Source organism: Sphaerisporangium perillae (assembly GCF_023276435.1).
Classification (GTDB): domain Bacteria; phylum Actinomycetota; class Actinomycetes; order Streptosporangiales; family Streptosporangiaceae; genus Sphaerisporangium; species Sphaerisporangium perillae.
In genome coordinates, this window is sequence record NZ_JALLPO010000007.1 from 121,648 (window position 1) to 138,956 (window position 17,309).

13 protein-coding genes and 1 riboswitch are annotated in these 17,309 nt (G+C 69.7%); of the genes, 11 read left to right on the plus strand and 2 right to left on the minus strand.

The annotated features are described in order from the left end of the window. Positions 1-3 precede the first annotated feature (3 nt). Positions 4-987: an SAM-dependent methyltransferase gene (locus MYF83_RS08890; protein WP_308201421.1), complete on the minus strand. Its 984-nt coding sequence runs from the start codon at positions 985-987 to the stop codon at positions 4-6. A 236-nt stretch (positions 988-1,223) separates the two neighbouring features. On the opposite strand from MYF83_RS08890, the gene MYF83_RS08895 reads away from it, so the two are divergent. The 5 genes from MYF83_RS08895 (at position 1,224) to MYF83_RS08915 (ending at position 7,614) form a co-directional block, all read left to right on the plus strand. Then, positions 1,224-2,114 carry a Rossmann-like and DUF2520 domain-containing protein gene (locus MYF83_RS08895; RefSeq protein WP_248959746.1) on the plus strand — a complete coding sequence of 297 codons (891 nt, stop codon included), beginning with the start codon at positions 1,224-1,226 and terminating at the stop codon, positions 2,112-2,114. A 167-nt stretch (positions 2,115-2,281) separates the two neighbouring features. Beyond that, positions 2,282-3,124, plus strand: a complete 843-nt coding sequence (panC, locus tag MYF83_RS08900) for a pantoate--beta-alanine ligase (RefSeq protein ID WP_248959847.1) — start codon at positions 2,282-2,284, stop codon at positions 3,122-3,124. Positions 3,125-3,229: 105 nt separating this feature from the next. Continuing rightward, the gene (locus tag MYF83_RS08905; protein WP_248959747.1) at positions 3,230-5,797 is read left to right on the plus strand and encodes an L-aspartate oxidase; all 2,568 of its coding nucleotides are present in this window, start codon (positions 3,230-3,232) and stop codon (positions 5,795-5,797) included. Beyond that, positions 5,797-6,579, plus strand: a complete 783-nt coding sequence (locus tag MYF83_RS08910; RefSeq protein WP_248959748.1) for a type III pantothenate kinase — start codon at positions 5,797-5,799, stop codon at positions 6,577-6,579. Before MYF83_RS08905 ends, MYF83_RS08910 begins: the two co-directional genes overlap by 1 nt. A gap of 843 nt (positions 6,580-7,422) precedes the next feature. Beyond that, on the plus strand, positions 7,423-7,614 hold the full coding sequence (locus MYF83_RS08915) for a helix-turn-helix domain-containing protein (protein ID WP_307784623.1): 192 nt from the start codon (positions 7,423-7,425) through the stop codon (positions 7,612-7,614). Between the two features lie 148 nt (positions 7,615-7,762). On the opposite strand, the gene MYF83_RS08920 is transcribed toward MYF83_RS08915, so the two are convergent. Then, positions 7,763-8,842, minus strand: coding sequence for a C40 family peptidase (locus tag MYF83_RS08920; protein WP_248959750.1), 1,080 nt, complete (start codon positions 8,840-8,842; stop codon positions 7,763-7,765). 5 nt (positions 8,843-8,847) lie between these two features. Then, positions 8,848-9,057: riboswitch (cyclic di-AMP (ydaO/yuaA leader) on the minus strand. 373 nt (positions 9,058-9,430) lie between these two features. Between MYF83_RS08920 and MYF83_RS08925 the strand changes: the two genes are divergently transcribed. The 6 genes from MYF83_RS08925 (at position 9,431) to MYF83_RS08955 (ending at position 17,296) form a co-directional block, all read left to right on the plus strand. Beyond that, positions 9,431-9,976: an amino-acid N-acetyltransferase gene (locus MYF83_RS08925; protein WP_248959751.1), complete on the plus strand. Its 546-nt coding sequence runs from the start codon at positions 9,431-9,433 to the stop codon at positions 9,974-9,976. Between the two features lie 224 nt (positions 9,977-10,200). Beyond that, on the plus strand, positions 10,201-11,421 hold the full coding sequence (locus MYF83_RS08930) for an RDD family protein (protein WP_248959752.1): 1,221 nt from the start codon (positions 10,201-10,203) through the stop codon (positions 11,419-11,421). A gap of 152 nt (positions 11,422-11,573) precedes the next feature. Next, positions 11,574-12,221, plus strand: coding sequence for an RDD family protein (locus tag MYF83_RS08940; RefSeq protein ID WP_279339294.1), 648 nt, complete (start codon positions 11,574-11,576; stop codon positions 12,219-12,221). A gap of 559 nt (positions 12,222-12,780) precedes the next feature. Beyond that, positions 12,781-13,113 carry a histone-like nucleoid-structuring protein Lsr2 gene (locus MYF83_RS08945; protein WP_248959753.1) on the plus strand — a complete coding sequence of 111 codons (333 nt, stop codon included), beginning with the start codon at positions 12,781-12,783 and terminating at the stop codon, positions 13,111-13,113. Between the two features lie 310 nt (positions 13,114-13,423). After that, positions 13,424-15,976, plus strand: a complete 2,553-nt coding sequence (locus tag MYF83_RS08950; protein WP_248959754.1) for an ATP-dependent Clp protease ATP-binding subunit — start codon at positions 13,424-13,426, stop codon at positions 15,974-15,976. A gap of 375 nt (positions 15,977-16,351) precedes the next feature. Beyond that, positions 16,352-17,296, plus strand: coding sequence for a TIM barrel protein (locus MYF83_RS08955; RefSeq protein WP_248959755.1), 945 nt, complete (start codon positions 16,352-16,354; stop codon positions 17,294-17,296). The last annotated feature ends 13 nt before the right edge of the window (positions 17,297-17,309 follow it).

The following is a 17,309-nucleotide window of genomic DNA, read 5'->3' on the forward strand; positions in this document are numbered from 1 at the left end:
CCGTCAGCGTTTCCATTGAGCGAGCCAGCCGAAGCCGCCGAGACCCTCGGGGTCGATCAGCTCGGCCTCCTCGGAGGCGCGGACGAGAGCGCGCAGGTAGACCCCAGGGTCGGTGGCGGCGAGGCTCAACGGCGGCCGGGCACCGCTGACCCCGAGCTCGCCCAGCGCATGTCGTTGCGTGGTCAACGTTGTGGATATCGCCCCGGCCCGCTCGCCGGCCGCCGCACACGCGTCCAGCGCCACGTGTGCGGTGATATCGCAGGAACCGTCGGGTATGGCGGCCACGCAGGCGCCGTCCCGGTATCCCGTCAGGGTGCCGAAGGGCGGCCGGTTATCCACAGGGTGTGCATAATCGACGGCCACCGCCAGGCCCCGCCTCAGCCGGGTGACGACCAACGCCCAGGCCTCGTCGCGCGGCCGGCCGATCTCGGCGCGCAGGCCTGTCGAGCGCAGTGGCCACCAGCGCTCCAGCCATCGCCTGTCCTGCTCGCCCGGCGGGTCTCCGAGCCGCTCCCGCCCCGTCTCGGGATCGACGAGCACCAGGCGGGGCCCCTGCGGCGTCTGCTCGACCACGTCCAAGGGGATGTTGTCCAGCCACTCGTTGGCGATCACCAGGCCGGTCACCGCCTCGGGGAGGGAGCCGGTCCAGGTGATCTCCTTGTCGAGGTCGCCGGGAGGCGGGGAGAGATCGACGGCCGTGACGCGCAGCCGCTCGGCCAGCCAGGGCTCCGCCGTGTGGTGCACCTGGGTGACCAGCAGGCCGTCACCGGAGCCGACGTCCACGAGATCGAGTTCGGCGGGACGGCCGACGGCCTCGTCGGCCACGCCGAGCAGGCGGAGCACAGCCTGGGCGAAAGCGGGCGAGGCCCCGACCGACGTGCGGAAATGGCCCGACGGGCGCTCGCGGATGTAGAACCCACCCTCACCGTAGAGGGCTCGTTGCATGGCCTCGCGCCAGGTGACCCACACGACATCGGACGTTACCAACAACGGTCCCGGCGCATGGCGGTCTCGCCCACAGGCTGTGGACAACCATCGGCCCTCGTGAAACGGTCATCGCACCTGTCGCCTATGCACCATAAGCCGGTATGAATAGAAGTTCATCCCGGTCGGCGGCCGGTGCGGGCGGTGGCGACCCGCCGATGGCGCCGGACACCGGCCGGCCGCGGGCCGACCGTTACGCTGGCAACGGGCCTGGTCCGTCGAAGCTGAACAGGAACGTGATGGAGACAAGCGACCGCCCCGGGCGTCTCGCGGTCGGAGTGCTCGGAGCCGGACGGGTCGGTTCCGTCCTCGGCGCGGCGCTCGCGCAGGCAGGGCATTACCTCGTGGCCGCCGCCGGGGTCTCCGACGCCTCGCGGCGCAGGGCTCTCGACCGGCTCGGCGTCGACATCTTCCAGCCGGACGAGGTCATCCGCATGGCCGACCTCGTCCTGCTCACCGTGCCCGACGACGTCCTGGCCGACCTGGTCTCCGGGCTGGCGGCCGCGGGTGTGGACCTGCGGGGCAAGATGCTCGTGCACGCCAGCGGCGCGTACGGTCTGGGCGTCCTGAACCCCGCGACGGCCGCGGGGGCGCTGCCGTTCGCGCTGCACCCCGTCATGACCTTCACCGGCAGGGACGACGACATGCGCCGCCTCGTCGGCTGCTCGTTCGGCGTCACCGCGCCCGACCCGCTCCGTCCGGTGGCCGAGGCCCTGGTGATCGAGATGGGGGGAGAGCCGGTCTGGATCGCCGACGAGGACCGGGCGCTGTACCACGCCGCCCTCGCCGGGGCGGCCAACCACATGGTCACCCTGATCGCCGAGTCCCAGGAGCTGCTCAAGAAGATCGGCGTCGAGCACCCGGGCCGCATGCTCGGCCCGCTGCTCGGCGCCGCGCTGGACAACGCGTTGCGCCTCGGCCTCTCCGGCCTGACCGGGCCGGTCGTCCGCGGGGACGCGGTCACCGTGCGCAAGCACGTGGACGCGCTCATCCTCGCCGCGCCCGAGGCCGCGGACGCGTACGTGGCCCTGGCGCGGCTCACCGCCGACCGGGCCCTGGCCGCGGGCCTGCTGAAGCCGGAGGCGGCGGAACGCCTGCTGGACGCCCTCGGGGGCAACTCCTGGACCTGACGGCGCGCCGGCGCGGGGCCCCGGGGATACTCGTGGACTGACGGCGCACCCGCGCTCGGCGCCTTTGGCCGGGATGCGACCGGGCACCTGCTCGACCCACAAGGAGGCAACTCGTGGACGTGATCGTCGCCGGGGACCGGTCCGAGCTGCTCGCGGCGCGTGCCGCGCTGGGCGTCGGCGGCGGGTACGCCGCGGCGGCGGCCGGAGAGGGCGGCGGGAGGAGCACGCTGGCGCTGGTCCCCACGATGGGGGCGCTGCACGAGGGCCATCGCGCGCTGATCCGGCTCGCCCGCGAGCGCGCCGACCACGTGGCGGTCAGCATCTTCGTCAACCCCCTGCAGTTCGGCCCGCAGGAGGACTACTCGCGGTACCCCCGCACGTTCGGCACCGACCTCGCGGTGTGCGCGGCCGAGGGCGCCGGGCTGGTCTTCGCTCCGGCGGTCGAGGAGATGTACCTCCCGGACCGCCAGGTCGGCGTCTCCTCCGGGCAGATGGGCACGATCGTCGAGGGCGCGTTCCGGCCGGGGCACTTCGACGGCATGCTGACCGTCGTGCTCAAGCTGTTCAACCTGGTGCAGCCGGACATCGCCGTCTTCGGCCAGAAGGACGCCCAGCAGCTCGCGATGATCCGCCGCATGGTCGCCGACCTGAACCTTCCGGTCGCCGTCGTCGGCGCGCCCACGGTGCGGGAGCCGGACGGGCTGGCGTTGTCCAGCCGCAACCGCTACCTGTCCGTGGCCGACCGGGTCACGGCTCTGGCGCTGTCGACCGCGCTGCGCGAGGGCGCGCGGCACACGCGGCCGAAGGACATCCTGCACGCCGCGCACGCCGTCCTTGACCAGGCCGCCCAGGCGGATCCGCCGCTGGCGCTCGACTACCTGAGCCTGGTCGACCCGGCGACGTTCACCGCCGTCGCGGACGACCACCGCGGTGAGGCCGTCCTCGCGGTCGCCGCCAGGGTCGGCACCACCCGGTTGATCGACAACGTCGTCCTGACCTTGCCGGCCTGAGCCGGCCCCGGGTCCGCCGGCTGACCCGGCCAGGAGGAGGGGCCCTGGCGCATAGGGCTCACTGGGGATGCATTATCGTCATATTGACGAAATAAGGGAGCCCCCATGACCCACCCACCCATTCCTCGTCGGCTCACCGCGCCCGAACCCGGCTGGACGGTGCACGCCGATCTCGTCGTCGTCGGCTCCGGCATCGCCGGACTCACCGTCGCCCTCCGCTACGCCGAGCTCGTCCCCGGCGCGCGCGTGCTCGTCGTCACCAAGGACGTCCTGTCGGCCGGGTCCACCCGCTGGGCGCAGGGCGGCATCGCCGCCGTGCTCGACCCCGCCGACTCCCCCGCCGACCACCTCAGCGACACGCTCATCGCCGGCGTCGGACTGTGCGACGTCCCGGCCGTGCGGGCACTGGTGACGGAGGGACCGGGGGCGCTGCGGCGGCTCATGGACCACGGGGCCCGGTTCGACCGGCAGCCGGACGGCGGCCTCCAGCTCACCCGCGAGGGCGGCCACCGCCGTGACCGCATCGTCCACGCCGGCGGGGACGCCACCGGCGCCGAGGTCCAGCGCGCCCTGGTCGAGGCCGTCCACGCGAGCGGGCGCATCGAGGTCATCGAGCACGCGCTGGTGCTCGATCTGCTGCAGGACGCCACCGGGGCCACGTGCGGGATCACGCTGCACGTCATGGGCGAGGGCGCGAGGGACGGGGTGGGCGCGGTGCGCGCCGGCGCCGTCGTGCTCGCCACCGGAGGCATGGGCCAGGTGTACGCGGCCACGACCAATCCCCTGGTCTCCACCGGAGACGGGGTGGCCCTGGCGCTCCGGGCCGGCGCCGCCGTGCGGGACCTGGAGTTCGTGCAGTTCCACCCGACGGTCCTGTGGCTCGGAGAGGGCTCGACCGGCCAGCAGCCGCTCATCTCTGAGGCCGTGCGCGGCGAGGGCGCGGTGCTCCTCGACGGCGCCGGCGAGCGGTTCATGGTCGGCGCGCACGAGCTCGCCGAGCTGGCCCCGCGCGACGTGGTGGCCAAGGCGATCATGCGCCGGATGCTGGAGACCGGCGCGAGCCACGTGGACCTCGACGCGCGGCACTTCGGCGAGGAGAAGTGGCGCTCCCGCTTCCCGACGATCTACGCGGTGTGCCGGGAACACGGCATCGACCCGGCCCGCGAGCCCATTCCCGTCGCCCCGGCCGCGCACTACGCCAGCGGCGGGGTCCGTACCGACCTGCACGGGCGCACGAGCGTCCCGGGCCTGTACGCCTGCGGCGAGGCGGCCTGCACAGGGGTGCACGGGGCGAACCGGCTCGCCTCCAACTCCCTGCTGGAAGGGCTCGTCTTCGCCGAGCGCATCGCCGCCGACCTCGCCTCCGTCCGGTATGCCGCGGGCTCGCCGGGCGAACCGGTCGACGACGGCCGTGCCACAGGGCTGGTCGACCCCCGGGTGCGTCCGCGCGTCCAGGCCCGCATGAGCGCCGGCGCGGGCGTGCTGAGAAGCGGGCGGAGCCTGGCGGAGGTGAGCAACGGCCTCCTCGACGCCCGCTGGACCCCGGTGGCCGTGGAGCCGTGCACGGAGTCCTGGGAGGCCACGAACCTGCTCACGGTGGCGACCGCCATCGTCACGGCGGCCCGGGCGCGCGAGGAGACGCGCGGATCTCACTGGCGTGAGGATTTCCCCGAACGAAATGATGCCTGGTGGCTGGGGCACCTCGACGTGACCCTGGCCGAGGATGGACTGACCCTGGCCGAGGAGGGACTGACCATGACCTACGCCCAGCACGACGACGACCGGACGGCCGGCCTTCCGAACCAGGTCGGGGCCGACCTGGCGGAGGCGGGCCTGGACCCGGCGGCGGTCGTGGCGCTGGTCGGCACCGCCCTCGCCGAGGACCTCACCGAGGACGGCGACGTCACCACCATCGCCACGGTGCCCGCAGATCAGCGGGCCGTAGGTGATGTCGTGGCACGTGCCGGCGGCGTGGTCGCGGGGCTCGCGGTCGCCGAGGCGGTGTTCCACGCTTCCTCCGGTGGACGGCTGACGCTGGAACGCCACGTGAAGGACGGCGAGCGCGTCTCGAGCGGCGACATCCTCATGACGGTCGTCGGACCGGTGCGCGACCTGCTCACCGCCGAGCGCACCGCGCTCAACCTGCTCACCCACCTGTCCGGCATCGCGACCCTGACCAGCCGCTGGGTCGAGGCGGTGAGCGGTACCGCCGCCCGCGTCCGCGACAGCCGCAAGACGCTTCCGGGCCTGCGAGCGCTCGAGAAGTACGCCGTGCGGTGCGGCGGAGGGGTCAATCATCGGATGTCGCTTTCCGACGCGGCCTTGATCAAGGACAATCACGTGGTGGCGGCCGGTGGGGTCGCCGAGGCGTTCCGCGCGGTACGACAGGCCTACCCGGAGCTGCCGATCGAGGTGGAGGTGGACCGCATCGACCAGCTCGAACCGGTGCTCGCGGAAGGGGCGGAGGAGATCCTGCTGGACAACTTCACCGTGGACGAGCTGGCTCGCGCGGTGCGCCTGGTGGACGGCAGGGCACGGCTGGAGTCCAGCGGAGGACTCACCTTGGAATCGGCCCGTGAGGTGGCCGAAACCGGTGTTGACTACCTTGCTGTGGGGTCGCTGACCCACTCGGCGCCCGCACTCGACATCGCTCTGGACCTTCGGGGGGCTTGATGCTGCTCACGATCGACGTCGGCAACACCCATACCGTGCTCGGCCTGTTCGAAGGCGAGGAGGTCATCGAGCACTGGCGCCTCGCCACCGACGCGCGGCGCACCGCCGACGAGATCGCGGTCGTCCTGCAGGGGCTGCTCGGCCAGAGCCCCCTGCTCAAGGGCGCCGACATCAGCGGCATCGCCATCTGCTCGACGGTCCCCTCGGTCCTCAACGAGATGCGCGAGATGTGCCGGCGTTACTACGGCGACGTGACCGCCGTGATCGTCGAGCCGGGCGTCCGCACCGGGGTGCCGGTGCGGATGGACAACCCCAAGGAGGTGGGCAGCGACCGCATCGTCAACGCGCTCGCCGCCATCACCCTGTACGGGGGGCCGTGCGTGATCGTCGACTTCGGCACCGCGACGTCGTTCGACGCGGTCTCGGCCAAGGGCGAGTACGTCGGAGCGGTGACCGCTCCGGGCATCGAGATCTCGGTGGACGCCCTGGCGGCGGCCGGAGCCCAGCTCCACAAGGTCCAGCTCGTGCGCCCGCGCTCGGTGATCGCCAAGAACACCGTCGAAGCGCTGCAGGCGGGCATCATCTACGGCTTCGCAGGCCAGGTCGACGGCATCGTCGAGCGCATGGCCCCCGAACTCGCCGCCGACCCCGACGACGTCACCGTCGTGGCCACCGGTTCCCTGGCGTCGCTGGTGGTGGACGAGGCCCGCTCCATCGACGTGCACGAGCCCTGGCTCACGCTGATCGGGCTGCGCCTCATCTACAACCGCAACACCAGCTGAGACCGCGTCCGGCCCGCGGACGCGGCCCCCGGTCGGTCAGGGGATCAGTACGAGGCGCCCCGCCTCCGCCGATCGGGTCCGGCGGGCTCCGAGGACGCGCGAGAGGGCTTCGGCCTCGACCACCGCCCCCGAAGTCCCCGGGCGGTGGTCAGGCCGTTGAGAGGCGGTGTGGGGGCCTGTACGGCCGGACTCCGCGCGGGGCCGGGGCGACCGCCTCCGCGTCGAGCACCACCTAGCCTGCCCGTCGAGCACCACATGGCTGCCCGCGCCGTGGAGGCGCGCTCCATGCCCGTCAGGCTCACGATCAAGCGGTGGGCGGAGATCCATATCGAGGGCGTCGAGGCGGCGCGCGCCGATTACGACGCGGGGGTGTGATCCACACCGCAAATTACGGCCATGTTACGCATCCGCCCGCGACCGGTGGAAAGGGGTCAGAAACCGCTGTCGTTTCGCGGGCTAATTAGGCCTATAGGCGGCCCGTCATATATCGGGGACCGAGGCGGCTCCAAGCGCGGCTCCCGCGGAACCCCGCCTCGACCAGTGCCGCGGCCGGGTCTCGTCTCGGCTCCGGCGGCCGGCGTGCCCGATCTCCGTCGGCGTCAGCCCCGTTCGGCAGGTACCGAGACATGTCATGAGTAGTTCACATATGCGCTGGTATGTCAATCACAAACGTAACGAGTATCGAGGCCAGCGCTTGACGACCTTTCAGCGCGGCGTTTAACGTTCCTGACGGGCGGGCTGAAGCATTCAGTATGTTGCCGAGTTCGTCGTGGGGGAGGACACCCGATGGCGTATCCGGATCTGGTTTCCCGAGGGAATGGCTTTCCTCCGGGATCAGACGGCGTGGGACTGAGCGATGACGATCTTCTCTTGCTCGCCGAGTTGGCCAAGGGCGTGACCGTCGACAGGGTGGGCCGGCGGCTCGACGTGAGCGGCCGCACCGTGCGACGCCGCCTGCGCGGCATCTGTGACCGCATCGGCGTGGCCACCGCCATAGAGGCGGTGGCGTGGGCGGCCCGCCGCCGGCTCATCTAGCCGGCGGCGCCGATCGTCTGGACACAGGCGGGAGGATCAGACAGCGGGCAGGGCCGGCACACGGCTCCTAAGAACACCCCAGGCGCTCCGTGACCTCGATGGCCGAACCCGCGGACCTGGACGGCCGAACCCGGCGGCCGGTCGGCGATCAGTCGGCGATGCGCACGCCGCCGGCGAACGGCCGGTTGCCCAGCGGGGCCACCCGGACGACATCGCCGGTGTGAGGCGCGTGCACCATCATGCCGCCGCCGATGTAGATGCCCACGTGGTGCAGATCGCTGTAGAAGAAGACCAGGTCGCCGGGGCGCAGATCCTGCCGGGACACGTGCGTGCCGGCGGTCCACTGGTCGCCGGTGTAGTGCGGCAGGCTGATCCCGACCTTCTGGTAGGCCCACATGACCAGGCCGGAGCAGTCGAAGGTGCTCGGACCCGCGGCTCCCCAGACGTACGGCTTGAGCTGCTGCGTCAGGGCCCACTTGGCGGCCTCGGCGGCCTTGCCCGTGCCGGGGATCGGAATCGCGATCTTGGTCGCCCTGCCGTACGACTGGCCGCTCTGGGAGAGCGCGCGCTTGAACAGGTTGCTCTCGGTCTTGGAGACCAGGTTGCGGATCTTGTCCCGCTGCGACGACAGGTCGGTGACGAGCTTCTTGACCTCGGTCTCGCGGGCCTTGGCGCTCGCCTTCGCGCGCTCGGCGATGGCCATCGCCTTGGCGATCTGGGAGACCTCCTCGCCCTGCTCCAGCTGGAGGGCGTAGGTCGTGGCCGCCCGGTCGAGGTAGCCGTCCGGGTCGCCGGACATGGCTAGCGCGAGGGGGGAGCCGAGGTCGCCGGTCATGTACGCGTCCTGGGCGTACAGCCCGGCCTTGCGGCGCTTCTCCTCGAGGTCGACCTGGCTCTTGACGAGCGTCTTCTTGGCCAGGTCGGCCGAGCGCTGCGCCTGCTTGAGGCGCTCCTTCTGGCCGTTGTACTGCTCGGTGAGCGACTCGATCTGGTTGTACAGGTGCTCGACCTGGGTCTTGAGCTCGTTCAGGGTGGGCTTGGGTTCGGCCGTCGCCGCCATCAGCGGCGAACCGAACGTCATGGCCGTCAGGGTGGCGGTGACGAGCGCGATGCGGCGGGGAAGGCGCCAGGCCGTCCCCGAGGCTCCGCCGAACCAGGCGCGCGGGTTGCGCTCTCGGGCGCGGGCATGCTTGCCCGCGCTCTTTCCAGGCGTGCGCCTAGGCTCCACCAACGAGCTCCTCTCCTCGGCCGCCTACCGGGTTAGCTGACGGGTTCGGGCCGGAGTAGCCCTACCGAGCACCTGATCATGGAGGATCGCGATGCCTCTTTCTCGGATTCACCCCAGGGGGTGGTGGGGCGCCGGGGGTGACCCCCGTTTCCCCATCATTGGGTCCCCGGTTTCCCGCCCTTCGGGACGTGGCGGGAATTAGGCGGTGTGGCCATCGCGATGCGAAGACCGACATTGACGCTGGACACTAGTGCAGTCGAGGTTCCTGCTCAACCAGAACTGCGAATTCTGTAGAGGTTGCACAACCGCCGCATCACGGAAAGATCACGCTGGGTGGGAGGCGCCACCCGTGCCGAGCTGCGATTACGTGGCCATCGGGCATTCCCGTCACGGGAAATCGCAGGTCCGGGACCATGTGGACTCTTTGGCCGCACCGACGGTGATCGTCCCTACTGTGCGCGTTCGACGCATCACCGGCAGCTACGGTGGCCGTGGGGGTGTGGGGTTTCGGGTGGACCGTTACCGGGTGCGCGCCTCCCTCGGGCCACGTATCCTCCGGCCGCCGGCGGGCGGATACGCTGGCCGGTCATGGAGCAGGTCGCGGAGCTCGTGCCCGCCGGAAGCGCGCCCGTCGTCAGGCGAGCCCGCACTTCCGACGTCCGGGACATCAGGAAACTGGTCGACACCTACTCCGGCGACGGGCCGCGCCTCCTGCGCAAGTCGACCGTGACCCTCTATGAGGACGTCCAGGAGTTCTGGGTGGCCGAGCGGGACGGCCAGGTTGTGGGCTGCGGAGCGCTCCATGTGCTGTGGGAGGACCTCGCGGAGATCCGCACGGTGGCCGTCGACGCCGCCTGCCGCGGCCTCGGCATCGGCCACAAGATCGTCGCGGCGCTCATCGACGCCGCCCGTGAGCTGGAGGTACAGCGGGTCTTCTGCCTGACCTTCGAAGTCGACTTCTTCGCCAGGCACGGATTCGTCCCGATCCAGGGGACCCCGGTGGCGCCCGAGGTGTACGCCGAGCTGCTGGACTCCTACGACGAAGGCGTCGCCGAGTTCCTGGACCTGGAGCACGTCAAACCGAACACGCTGGGTAACACGCGCATGCTCCTCCATTTGAGCCCGCGATCTTGACCGGCCCGGTGACGGGATGGAAAGGTGACTGTTGATGCCGCTGTCGCTACCTTGGGCAACACCAGAGCATGTGTGACTGACCTAGGCCGCATGCGAACCCGAAGTGAGGTGACACGGTGAGCACCGGACAGCCGCCGTACCCACGGGATGAGCCGGACGACAATCATTCGTCATCCGGCTCACCGCAATATGGGCAGCAGAACCCCCCGGGAGCCGATCCCGAGATGACCGTCGTCCACCGTCCCCAGCCGACGTCGGAGCACGCCGCATACCCACAGCAGCAGGCCTACGGCCAGCAGCAGGGGTATGGCCAGCAGGGCGGGACGGGAGCATACGGGCAGAGCTATCCCCAGCAGCCTCAGGCGGCGGGCCAGCAGCAGTACGGCCAGCAGGCGCAGCAGTACGGCCAGCAGGGCTATGGCCAGCAGCCGCAGTACGGGCAGCAGGGTTACGGCCAGCAGGCTCAGTACGGCCAGCAGGAGGCCCAGCAGGGCTACGGCCAGCAGGCGGCGCAGGGCCAGCCGCAGTACGGTCAGCAGCCCGCATACGACCAGCAGGCTCAGTACGGCCAGCAGCAGTACGGTCAGCAGGGCGCGCAGGCCGGTTACGGCCAGCAGCAGCAGTACGGGCAGCAGCCCCAGCAGGGGCAGGCGTACGGCCAGCAGGAGGCCCAGCAGGGCTACGGCCAGCAGCAGGCGTACGGGCAGCAGCCGCAGTACGGCCAGCAGCCCGCATACGACCAGCAGGCTCAGTACGGCCAGCAGCAGTACGGTCAGCAGGGCTATGGCGAGCAGCAGTACGGCCAGCAGCCCCAGCAGTACGGCCAGCAGGGCTATGGCCAGCCGCAGGGGTACGGGCAGCAGCAGTACGGCCAGCCGGGCTACGGCCAGGCCGGCTACCAGCAGCCGTACGGCGCGACCGGCGCGCAGCCTCCGGGTGCGCCCGCGCCGCTGGCCGAGTGGTGGCAGCGCCTCGTCGCCCGCCTCATCGACATCGTGATCCTCGTGGTCCCGTACGTGATCCTCTCGATCGTGCTGACGGCGATCATCGTGACGGCGCCGAGCTTCGACCCGGCCACGGGAGCGGTCAACGCGGGCGGCGGGGTCTTCCTGGCGTCCCTGCTGATCGCGATCCTCGCCGGCCTGACGTGGATCGGCTACGAGTTCCTGATGACCAAGCAGCGCGGCCAGACCGTGGGCAAGATCGTCATGGGCATCAAGGTCGTTCCGGTCGGGGGCGCCATCGAGGGCGGGCTGGGCTCGGACCTGGCGGTCAAGCGCGCCGGGGTCCTGTGGGGTCCGCAGCTGCTGAACTGGATCCCCGTCGTCGGGCTCGTCACCTGGGTCTTCTACCTGGTCAACGTTCTCTGGCAGTTCTGGGACAAGCCGCTCCAGCAGTGCCTGCACGACAAGGTCGCCGGCACCGTCGTCGTGAAGGTCAAGTAAGCGCATGCCACGCGGGCCGGGGGATCCGTCCTCCGGCCTCGTTTGCTATATAGGGCCGACGAGCTTGGCGAATCGGTAACGGACATACCTCTACATGCGATAGGACCTTGCATCAACCGCAGCTTCCTTCGCCTGTCGCGAAAGGTGATCAAATGACGGCAGAACCACCCCCCGGCAATCCCTACGAGCCGCCGCCGAATCCCGGCCAGCCTTACGGAAGCCCTCAGGGCGGCGGGTACGGCACCCCCTACGGCGGTTCCGCCCCGTACGGAGCCCCGCAAGGGGCGCCGCTTCCCCCCGGAGTCCCGGCCCCGCTGGCCGAGTGGTGGGAGCGCCTGGTCGCCCGGATCATCGACGGCATCATCTTCGGCGTCGTCTACTTCATCGTGGCCGCCATCCTCACGCCGATCTTCACGCCGTCGGTGGCCGACATCCTCTCCAATCCGAGCCTGTCGACCGGTACGGTCGTGCTTCCGGGCCTGCTGGCGGGGATCATCGCCTACGGCGCCTACGCCGCCTACGACTACGTGATGCATTCCAAGGGCGGTCAGACCATCGGCAAGAAGGTCATGAAGATCCGTCTCGCCGCGCTCGGCGGCGCCCCGCTCGATTCCTCCGCCGTGATGAAGCGCTCCGCTATCTTCCCGGGCGTGATGGTTCTCTACGGGATTCCCTTCCTCGGATGGATCTCCTCCATCTTCGTCATCGTGCTGGGCGTGCTTATCCTGACGGACAAGCCGCTACAGCAGGGGCTGCACGACAAGCTCGCCGGCACGGTTGTCGTCAAGGCGCCGCGCTGAGATCAGGTTTATTGGCGGGGCGGTCGCGCTGCGACCGCCCCGTCGGTGTTTTCGGCGGCAAGCACCTTTCCCGGGCCATCCGGTAAGCCGTCTGGAGAGACGGAGAATGCCGTGGAACGGTCCTTCGGCCGCTTTGGCGCCCGCCCCCCGCACCCCCACTGACCTCCCGTGGGGATAGAGTCGGATCGTGACTCCCGGATCAGCCGGTCATGGTACAGAGCCGAGCGGTCTCGTGTGACAATTAACGTGGGCGGGTGGTGGAATGCCACCCCCCGCGTGGAGCGAGGATCAATGAACGATGTATTGTCCGCGTTGATACCACCCTTGGTGGTCGCCGCGGTGGTCATCATCGCGGTCGTCAAGCTGGTGCGTTCCGAAGCGGCGGGGCGGCGACAGGAGGCGGAGGCCTCGGAGAAGTCATCTGAGGCTTCTTCCGGCGACCGGCAGGGCCCGCGGCCCAGTTCCCCTTGAACCCGCAGGTTCCTTGAATTGTCAGCCAGGGTTACCGGGTATATGTTTAGCTGGCGAATCGAACAATGCTCTGCGAAAGGATTGCCAGATGGCCACGCAGATCCAGAAGATACTCATCGACGACCTCGATGGTGGCGAGGCCAATGAGACTGTCACCTTCGCGATTGATGGCTCCGCTTACGAGATTGACCTGAGCGGCGAAAACGCCAAGAAGCTGCGCGAGGCGCTGTCCTCTTTCGTGTCCAATGCCCGCCGGGCCGAGGGCGCCCCCGCCCGGGGCCGTAAGCGCGGGGGCGGCCAGCGGCCGTCCCGGGAAAAGAGCTCGGAGATCCGTGCGTGGGCCAAGGCTCACGGGATCTCCGTGAGTGAGCGCGGCCGTATTGCCTCCTCCGTGGTCGAGCAGTACGAAGCGGCACACTGACGAGCTCATTGTGGATCATCGGCTATGGCGGTGACCGGCATCAATCGCCGTCATAGCCGCATGATCGTGTTATCCGAGCGTGATCGTCCGGCGCGCGGCCGGGGGGTTCACGTATATCGGCGACGCTAAACGTCGTTCGCTTGCGGCGTAGCGGGAACATGTGACCCCCCAACAGTAGTTGGATGGAGCGTGAACGCCCTGCTCTCGGGGAACGTCTCCTGTATAGAGCGGTCACCGGTCGGGGCTAGCATGCGGATGCGGCGGGCCCGGATATCCCGAGCTGCCTGACCGCTCTGTGAGGAGCGACGAGATGTTCGAAAGGTTCACTGACCGCGCACGGCGGGTTGTCGTCCTGGCCCAAGAAGAGGCCCGGATGCTCAACCACAACTACATCGGCACTGAGCACATTCTTCTTGGCTTGATCCATGAGGGTGAAGGCGTTGCCGCCAAGGCTCTTGAGAGCCTGGGCATCAGTCTTGAGGGTGTGCGCCAGCAGGTCGAGGAGATCATCGGCCAGGGGCAGTCGGCGCCGTCGGGGCACATTCCGTTCACCCCGCGCGCCAAGAAGGTCCTTGAGCTGTCGCTCCGCGAGGCCTTGCAGCTGGGTCACAACTACATCGGCACCGAGCACATCCTCTTGGGCCTCATCCGTGAGGGCGAGGGCGTGGCCGCTCAGGTGCTGGTGAAGCTTGGCGCCGACCTCAACAGGGTGCGCCAGCAGGTCATCCAGTTGCTCCATGGCTACCAGGGCAAGGAGCCCGCGGCGGCGGGAGGCCCCCAGGAGTCGGCCCCGTCGACCTCACTTGTGCTGGACCAGTTTGGCCGCAACCTGACCCAGGCCGCCCGCGAGGGCAAGCTGGACCCCGTGATCGGGCGCGACAAGGAGATCGAGCGGGTCATGCAGGTCCTGTCCCGCAGGACCAAGAACAACCCCGTTCTGGTCGGCGAGCCCGGTGTCGGCAAGACCGCCGTGGTGGAGGGCCTGTCCCAGAAGATCGTCAAGGGCGAGGTGCCCGAGACTCTGAAGGACAAGCAGCTCTACACCCTCGACCTCGGTGCGCTGGTCGCCGGCTCCCGCTACCGCGGTGACTTCGAAGAGCGCCTGAAGAAGGTCCTCAAGGAGATCCGCACGCGCGGCGACATCATCCTGTTCATCGACGAGCTGCACACGCTCGTCGGCGCGGGCGCCGCCGAGGGCGCGATCGACGCCGCCAGCATCCTCAAGCCGATGCTGGCCCGCGGCGAGCTGCAGACCATCGGTGCGACCACGCTGGACGAGTACCGCAAGCACCTCGAGAAGGACGCCGCGCTGGAGCGCCGGTTCCAGCCGATCCAGGTCGCCGAGCCCTCGCTCAGCCACACGATCGAGATCCTCAAGGGTCTGCGCGACCGCTACGAGGCCCACCACCGCGTGACGATCACCGACGCCGCGCTCGTGGCCGCCGCCCAGCTGGCCGACCGCTACATCAGCGACCGGTTCCTGCCGGACAAGGCGATCGACCTCATCGACGAGGCCGGCTCGCGCATGCGCATCCGCCGCATGACCGCCCCGCCGGACCTCCGCGAGTTCGACGAGAAGATCGCGCAGGTGCGCCGCGACAAGGAGTCCGCGATCGACGCGCAGGACTTCGAGAAGGCCGCCGCCCTCCGTGACCAGGAGAAGCAGCTCCAGCTCAAGCGCGACCGGCGCGAGAAGGAGTGGAAGGCCGGCGACATGGACGTCGTCGCCGAGGTCACCGAGGAGCTCATTGCCGAGGTCCTGGCCACGGCGACCGGCATCCCGGTCTTCAAGCTCACCGAGGAGGAGTCGCAGCGGCTGCTCCGCATGGAGGACGAGCTGCACAAGCGGATCATCGGCCAGGACGACGCCATCAAGGGTCTGTCCCGGGCGATCCGCCGCACGCGTGCGGGTCTGAAGGACCCCCGCCGTCCCGGTGGCTCGTTCATCTTCGCCGGCCCGTCCGGCGTCGGTAAGACCGAGCTGTCCAAGGCGCTCGCCGAGTTCCTCTTCGGGGACGAGGACGCGCTGATCATGTTGGACATGTCCGAGTTCATGGAGAAGCACACCGTCTCGCGGCTGTTCGGCTCCCCGCCCGGCTACGTCGGGTACGAAGAGGGCGGCCAGCTGACCGAGAAGGTGCGGCGCAAGCCGTTCTCCGTGGTCCTGTTCGACGAGATCGAGAAGGCCCACCCGGACATCTTCAACTCGCTGCTGCAGATCCTGGAGGACGGTCGCCTGACCGACGCCCAGGGCCGCGTCGTCGACTTCAAGAACACCGTCATCATCATGACGACCAACCTCGGCACCCGTGACATCTCCAAGGGCATCGGGGTCGGGTTCGCGAAGTCCAACGACGTCGAGGGCAACTACGACCGGATGAAGTCGAAGGTCCAGGAGGAGCTCAAGCAGCACTTCCGGCCCGAGTTCCTCAACCGTGTCGATGACACCGTGGTCTTCCACCAGCTGACGCCGGCCGAGATCATCAAGATCGTCGATCTGATGCTCGCCCAGGTGGACGCCCGGCTGAAGGACCGCGACATGAGCATGGAGCTCACCCAGGATGCCAAGCAGCTGCTGGCCGACCGTGGTTACGACCCGGTTCTGGGCGCGCGTCCGCTCCGCCGCACGATCCAGCGCGAACTGGAGGACTCGCTGTCGGAGAAGATCCTGTACGGCGACCTCCGTCCCGGCCAGGTCGTCAAGATCGCGATCGAGGGCGAGGGCGACGAGGCCAAGTTCACCTTCACCGGTGAGCAGAAGGCGCAGCCGGAGATCCCCGACTCGGCGGCGGCCATCGTCGACGAGCCGGCGAGCAGCCGCGCCGCCGCGTCCGCCGGTCCGTCCGACCGCACGCGGCCGTAACGATCGCGCCTTCCGGCGCACAGGTTCGGCGGGACCCCTCGTGAGGAGCACCTCACGAGGGGTCCTCCGTTTTTCATGAGATCAGTTTGACCGTATTCGCTATGACGCCACCGAAGGTAGTACTACACTGCGTAGAGCGAATCAGGTCGAGCCATGCCATGTGGCTCACACCATCCGCCGAGTACGGTGAACACCGCTGAGATCCCCCCTCCGATGTAGCGGGGGATCCGCTGCCGGGAGGACGCGGCAACAGGTGTGCGCCGGGCAGACTCGGGCGGCCAGGCCGGATTCCCGGCAGAGAGGACTCCGTCTCATACGCCCCACGGGCGGTGTGCGGCGCCGAGTTCGCACCAGAGTACGCCTGGGAGGCACCCTATGCGCCTGTGTCATGAGGACGGCACGCTCGTTCACCTGTCCTACAACGCGGGCGTGCACCCCGCGGAGGACCTGGAGAACCTGATCGCCCACCTGACCCGCTACGCCGTCCCTGTGCGCAGGCGGCTCGGGGTGGACCGGCTCGGCATCGGCCTGTGGCTGGCTCCCGCCGTCGCCGACCACCTCATCGCCGACCGCATCGAGCTCGTACGGCTCCGCCGCTCCCTGGAGGAGCGGGGCCTGGAGGTCGTCAGCCTGAACGGCGCGGGCGGCCGCGGCATGGGGCAGGACAGCCCCGGCCCCGACTGGGCCAAGCCCGAGCGCTACCGCTACACGATGTCCCTGGCGAAGATCCTCGCCTTCCTGCTGCCGGAGGACGTCCGCTTCGGCAGCATCTCCACCATTCCCATCGGCTGGCGGCGCGACTGGCCGGCCGACCTGCACGCCATCGCGTCCCGGCGGCTCGACCGGCTGTCGCGGGAACTGCGCGGCCTGCACAGCGTGACCGGGAAGACGATCAGGGTGGGGTTCCAGCCGTGGCCCGGCTGCGTGCTGGAGACCACCGAGCAGGCGGTCGAGCGCGTGTGCGGCATCGACTCCGAGTACCTCGGCGTCTGCCTGGACGCCTGCCATCTGACCTGCGGCGTCGAGGAGCCGGGCGCGGCTCTGCGCGGGGTCGCCGCCGCCGGCGCCTCCGTGATCAAGCTGGGCCACGTGCACAACCACAGCGGCGAGGCGCCGGCCACCGAGTCCATCCTGGAGAACGCCCTGGCCGCCATCCTGGCCGGTCCGGCGATCGGCGGCGCCCACATCGAGGTCGAGGCCCACGGGCTGGCGGCCCCGGCCAAGGGCAAGGGGCCGGCCGCGCTGGTGGCCACGCTGGCCGACGAGCTCGACTGGACCCGCCGCAACCTCACCGCCCTCGGCCTCAAACTCGCCGCCTGACAGCTCCGCCAGG

Bases quoted from the DNA above. Each gene is read 5' to 3' on its own strand.
- MYF83_RS08895 (WP_248959746.1), top strand. From the start codon at position 1,224: ATGGAGACAAGCGACCGCCCCGGGCGTCTCGCGGTCGGAGTGCTCGGA.
- MYF83_RS08905 (WP_248959747.1), top strand. From the start codon at position 3,230: ATGACCCACCCACCCATTCCTCGTCGGCTCACCGCGCCCGAACCCGGC.
- MYF83_RS08910 (WP_248959748.1), top strand. From the start codon at position 5,797: ATGCTGCTCACGATCGACGTCGGCAACACCCATACCGTGCTCGGCCTG.
- MYF83_RS08925 (WP_248959751.1), top strand. From the start codon at position 9,431: ATGGAGCAGGTCGCGGAGCTCGTGCCCGCCGGAAGCGCGCCCGTCGTC.
- MYF83_RS08930 (WP_248959752.1), top strand. From the start codon at position 10,201: ATGACCGTCGTCCACCGTCCCCAGCCGACGTCGGAGCACGCCGCATAC.
- MYF83_RS08940 (WP_279339294.1), top strand. From the start codon at position 11,574: ATGACGGCAGAACCACCCCCCGGCAATCCCTACGAGCCGCCGCCGAAT.
- MYF83_RS08945 (WP_248959753.1), top strand. From the start codon at position 12,781: ATGGCCACGCAGATCCAGAAGATACTCATCGACGACCTCGATGGTGGC.
- MYF83_RS08950 (WP_248959754.1), top strand. From the start codon at position 13,424: ATGTTCGAAAGGTTCACTGACCGCGCACGGCGGGTTGTCGTCCTGGCC.
- MYF83_RS08955 (WP_248959755.1), top strand. From the start codon at position 16,352: ATGCGCCTGTGTCATGAGGACGGCACGCTCGTTCACCTGTCCTACAAC.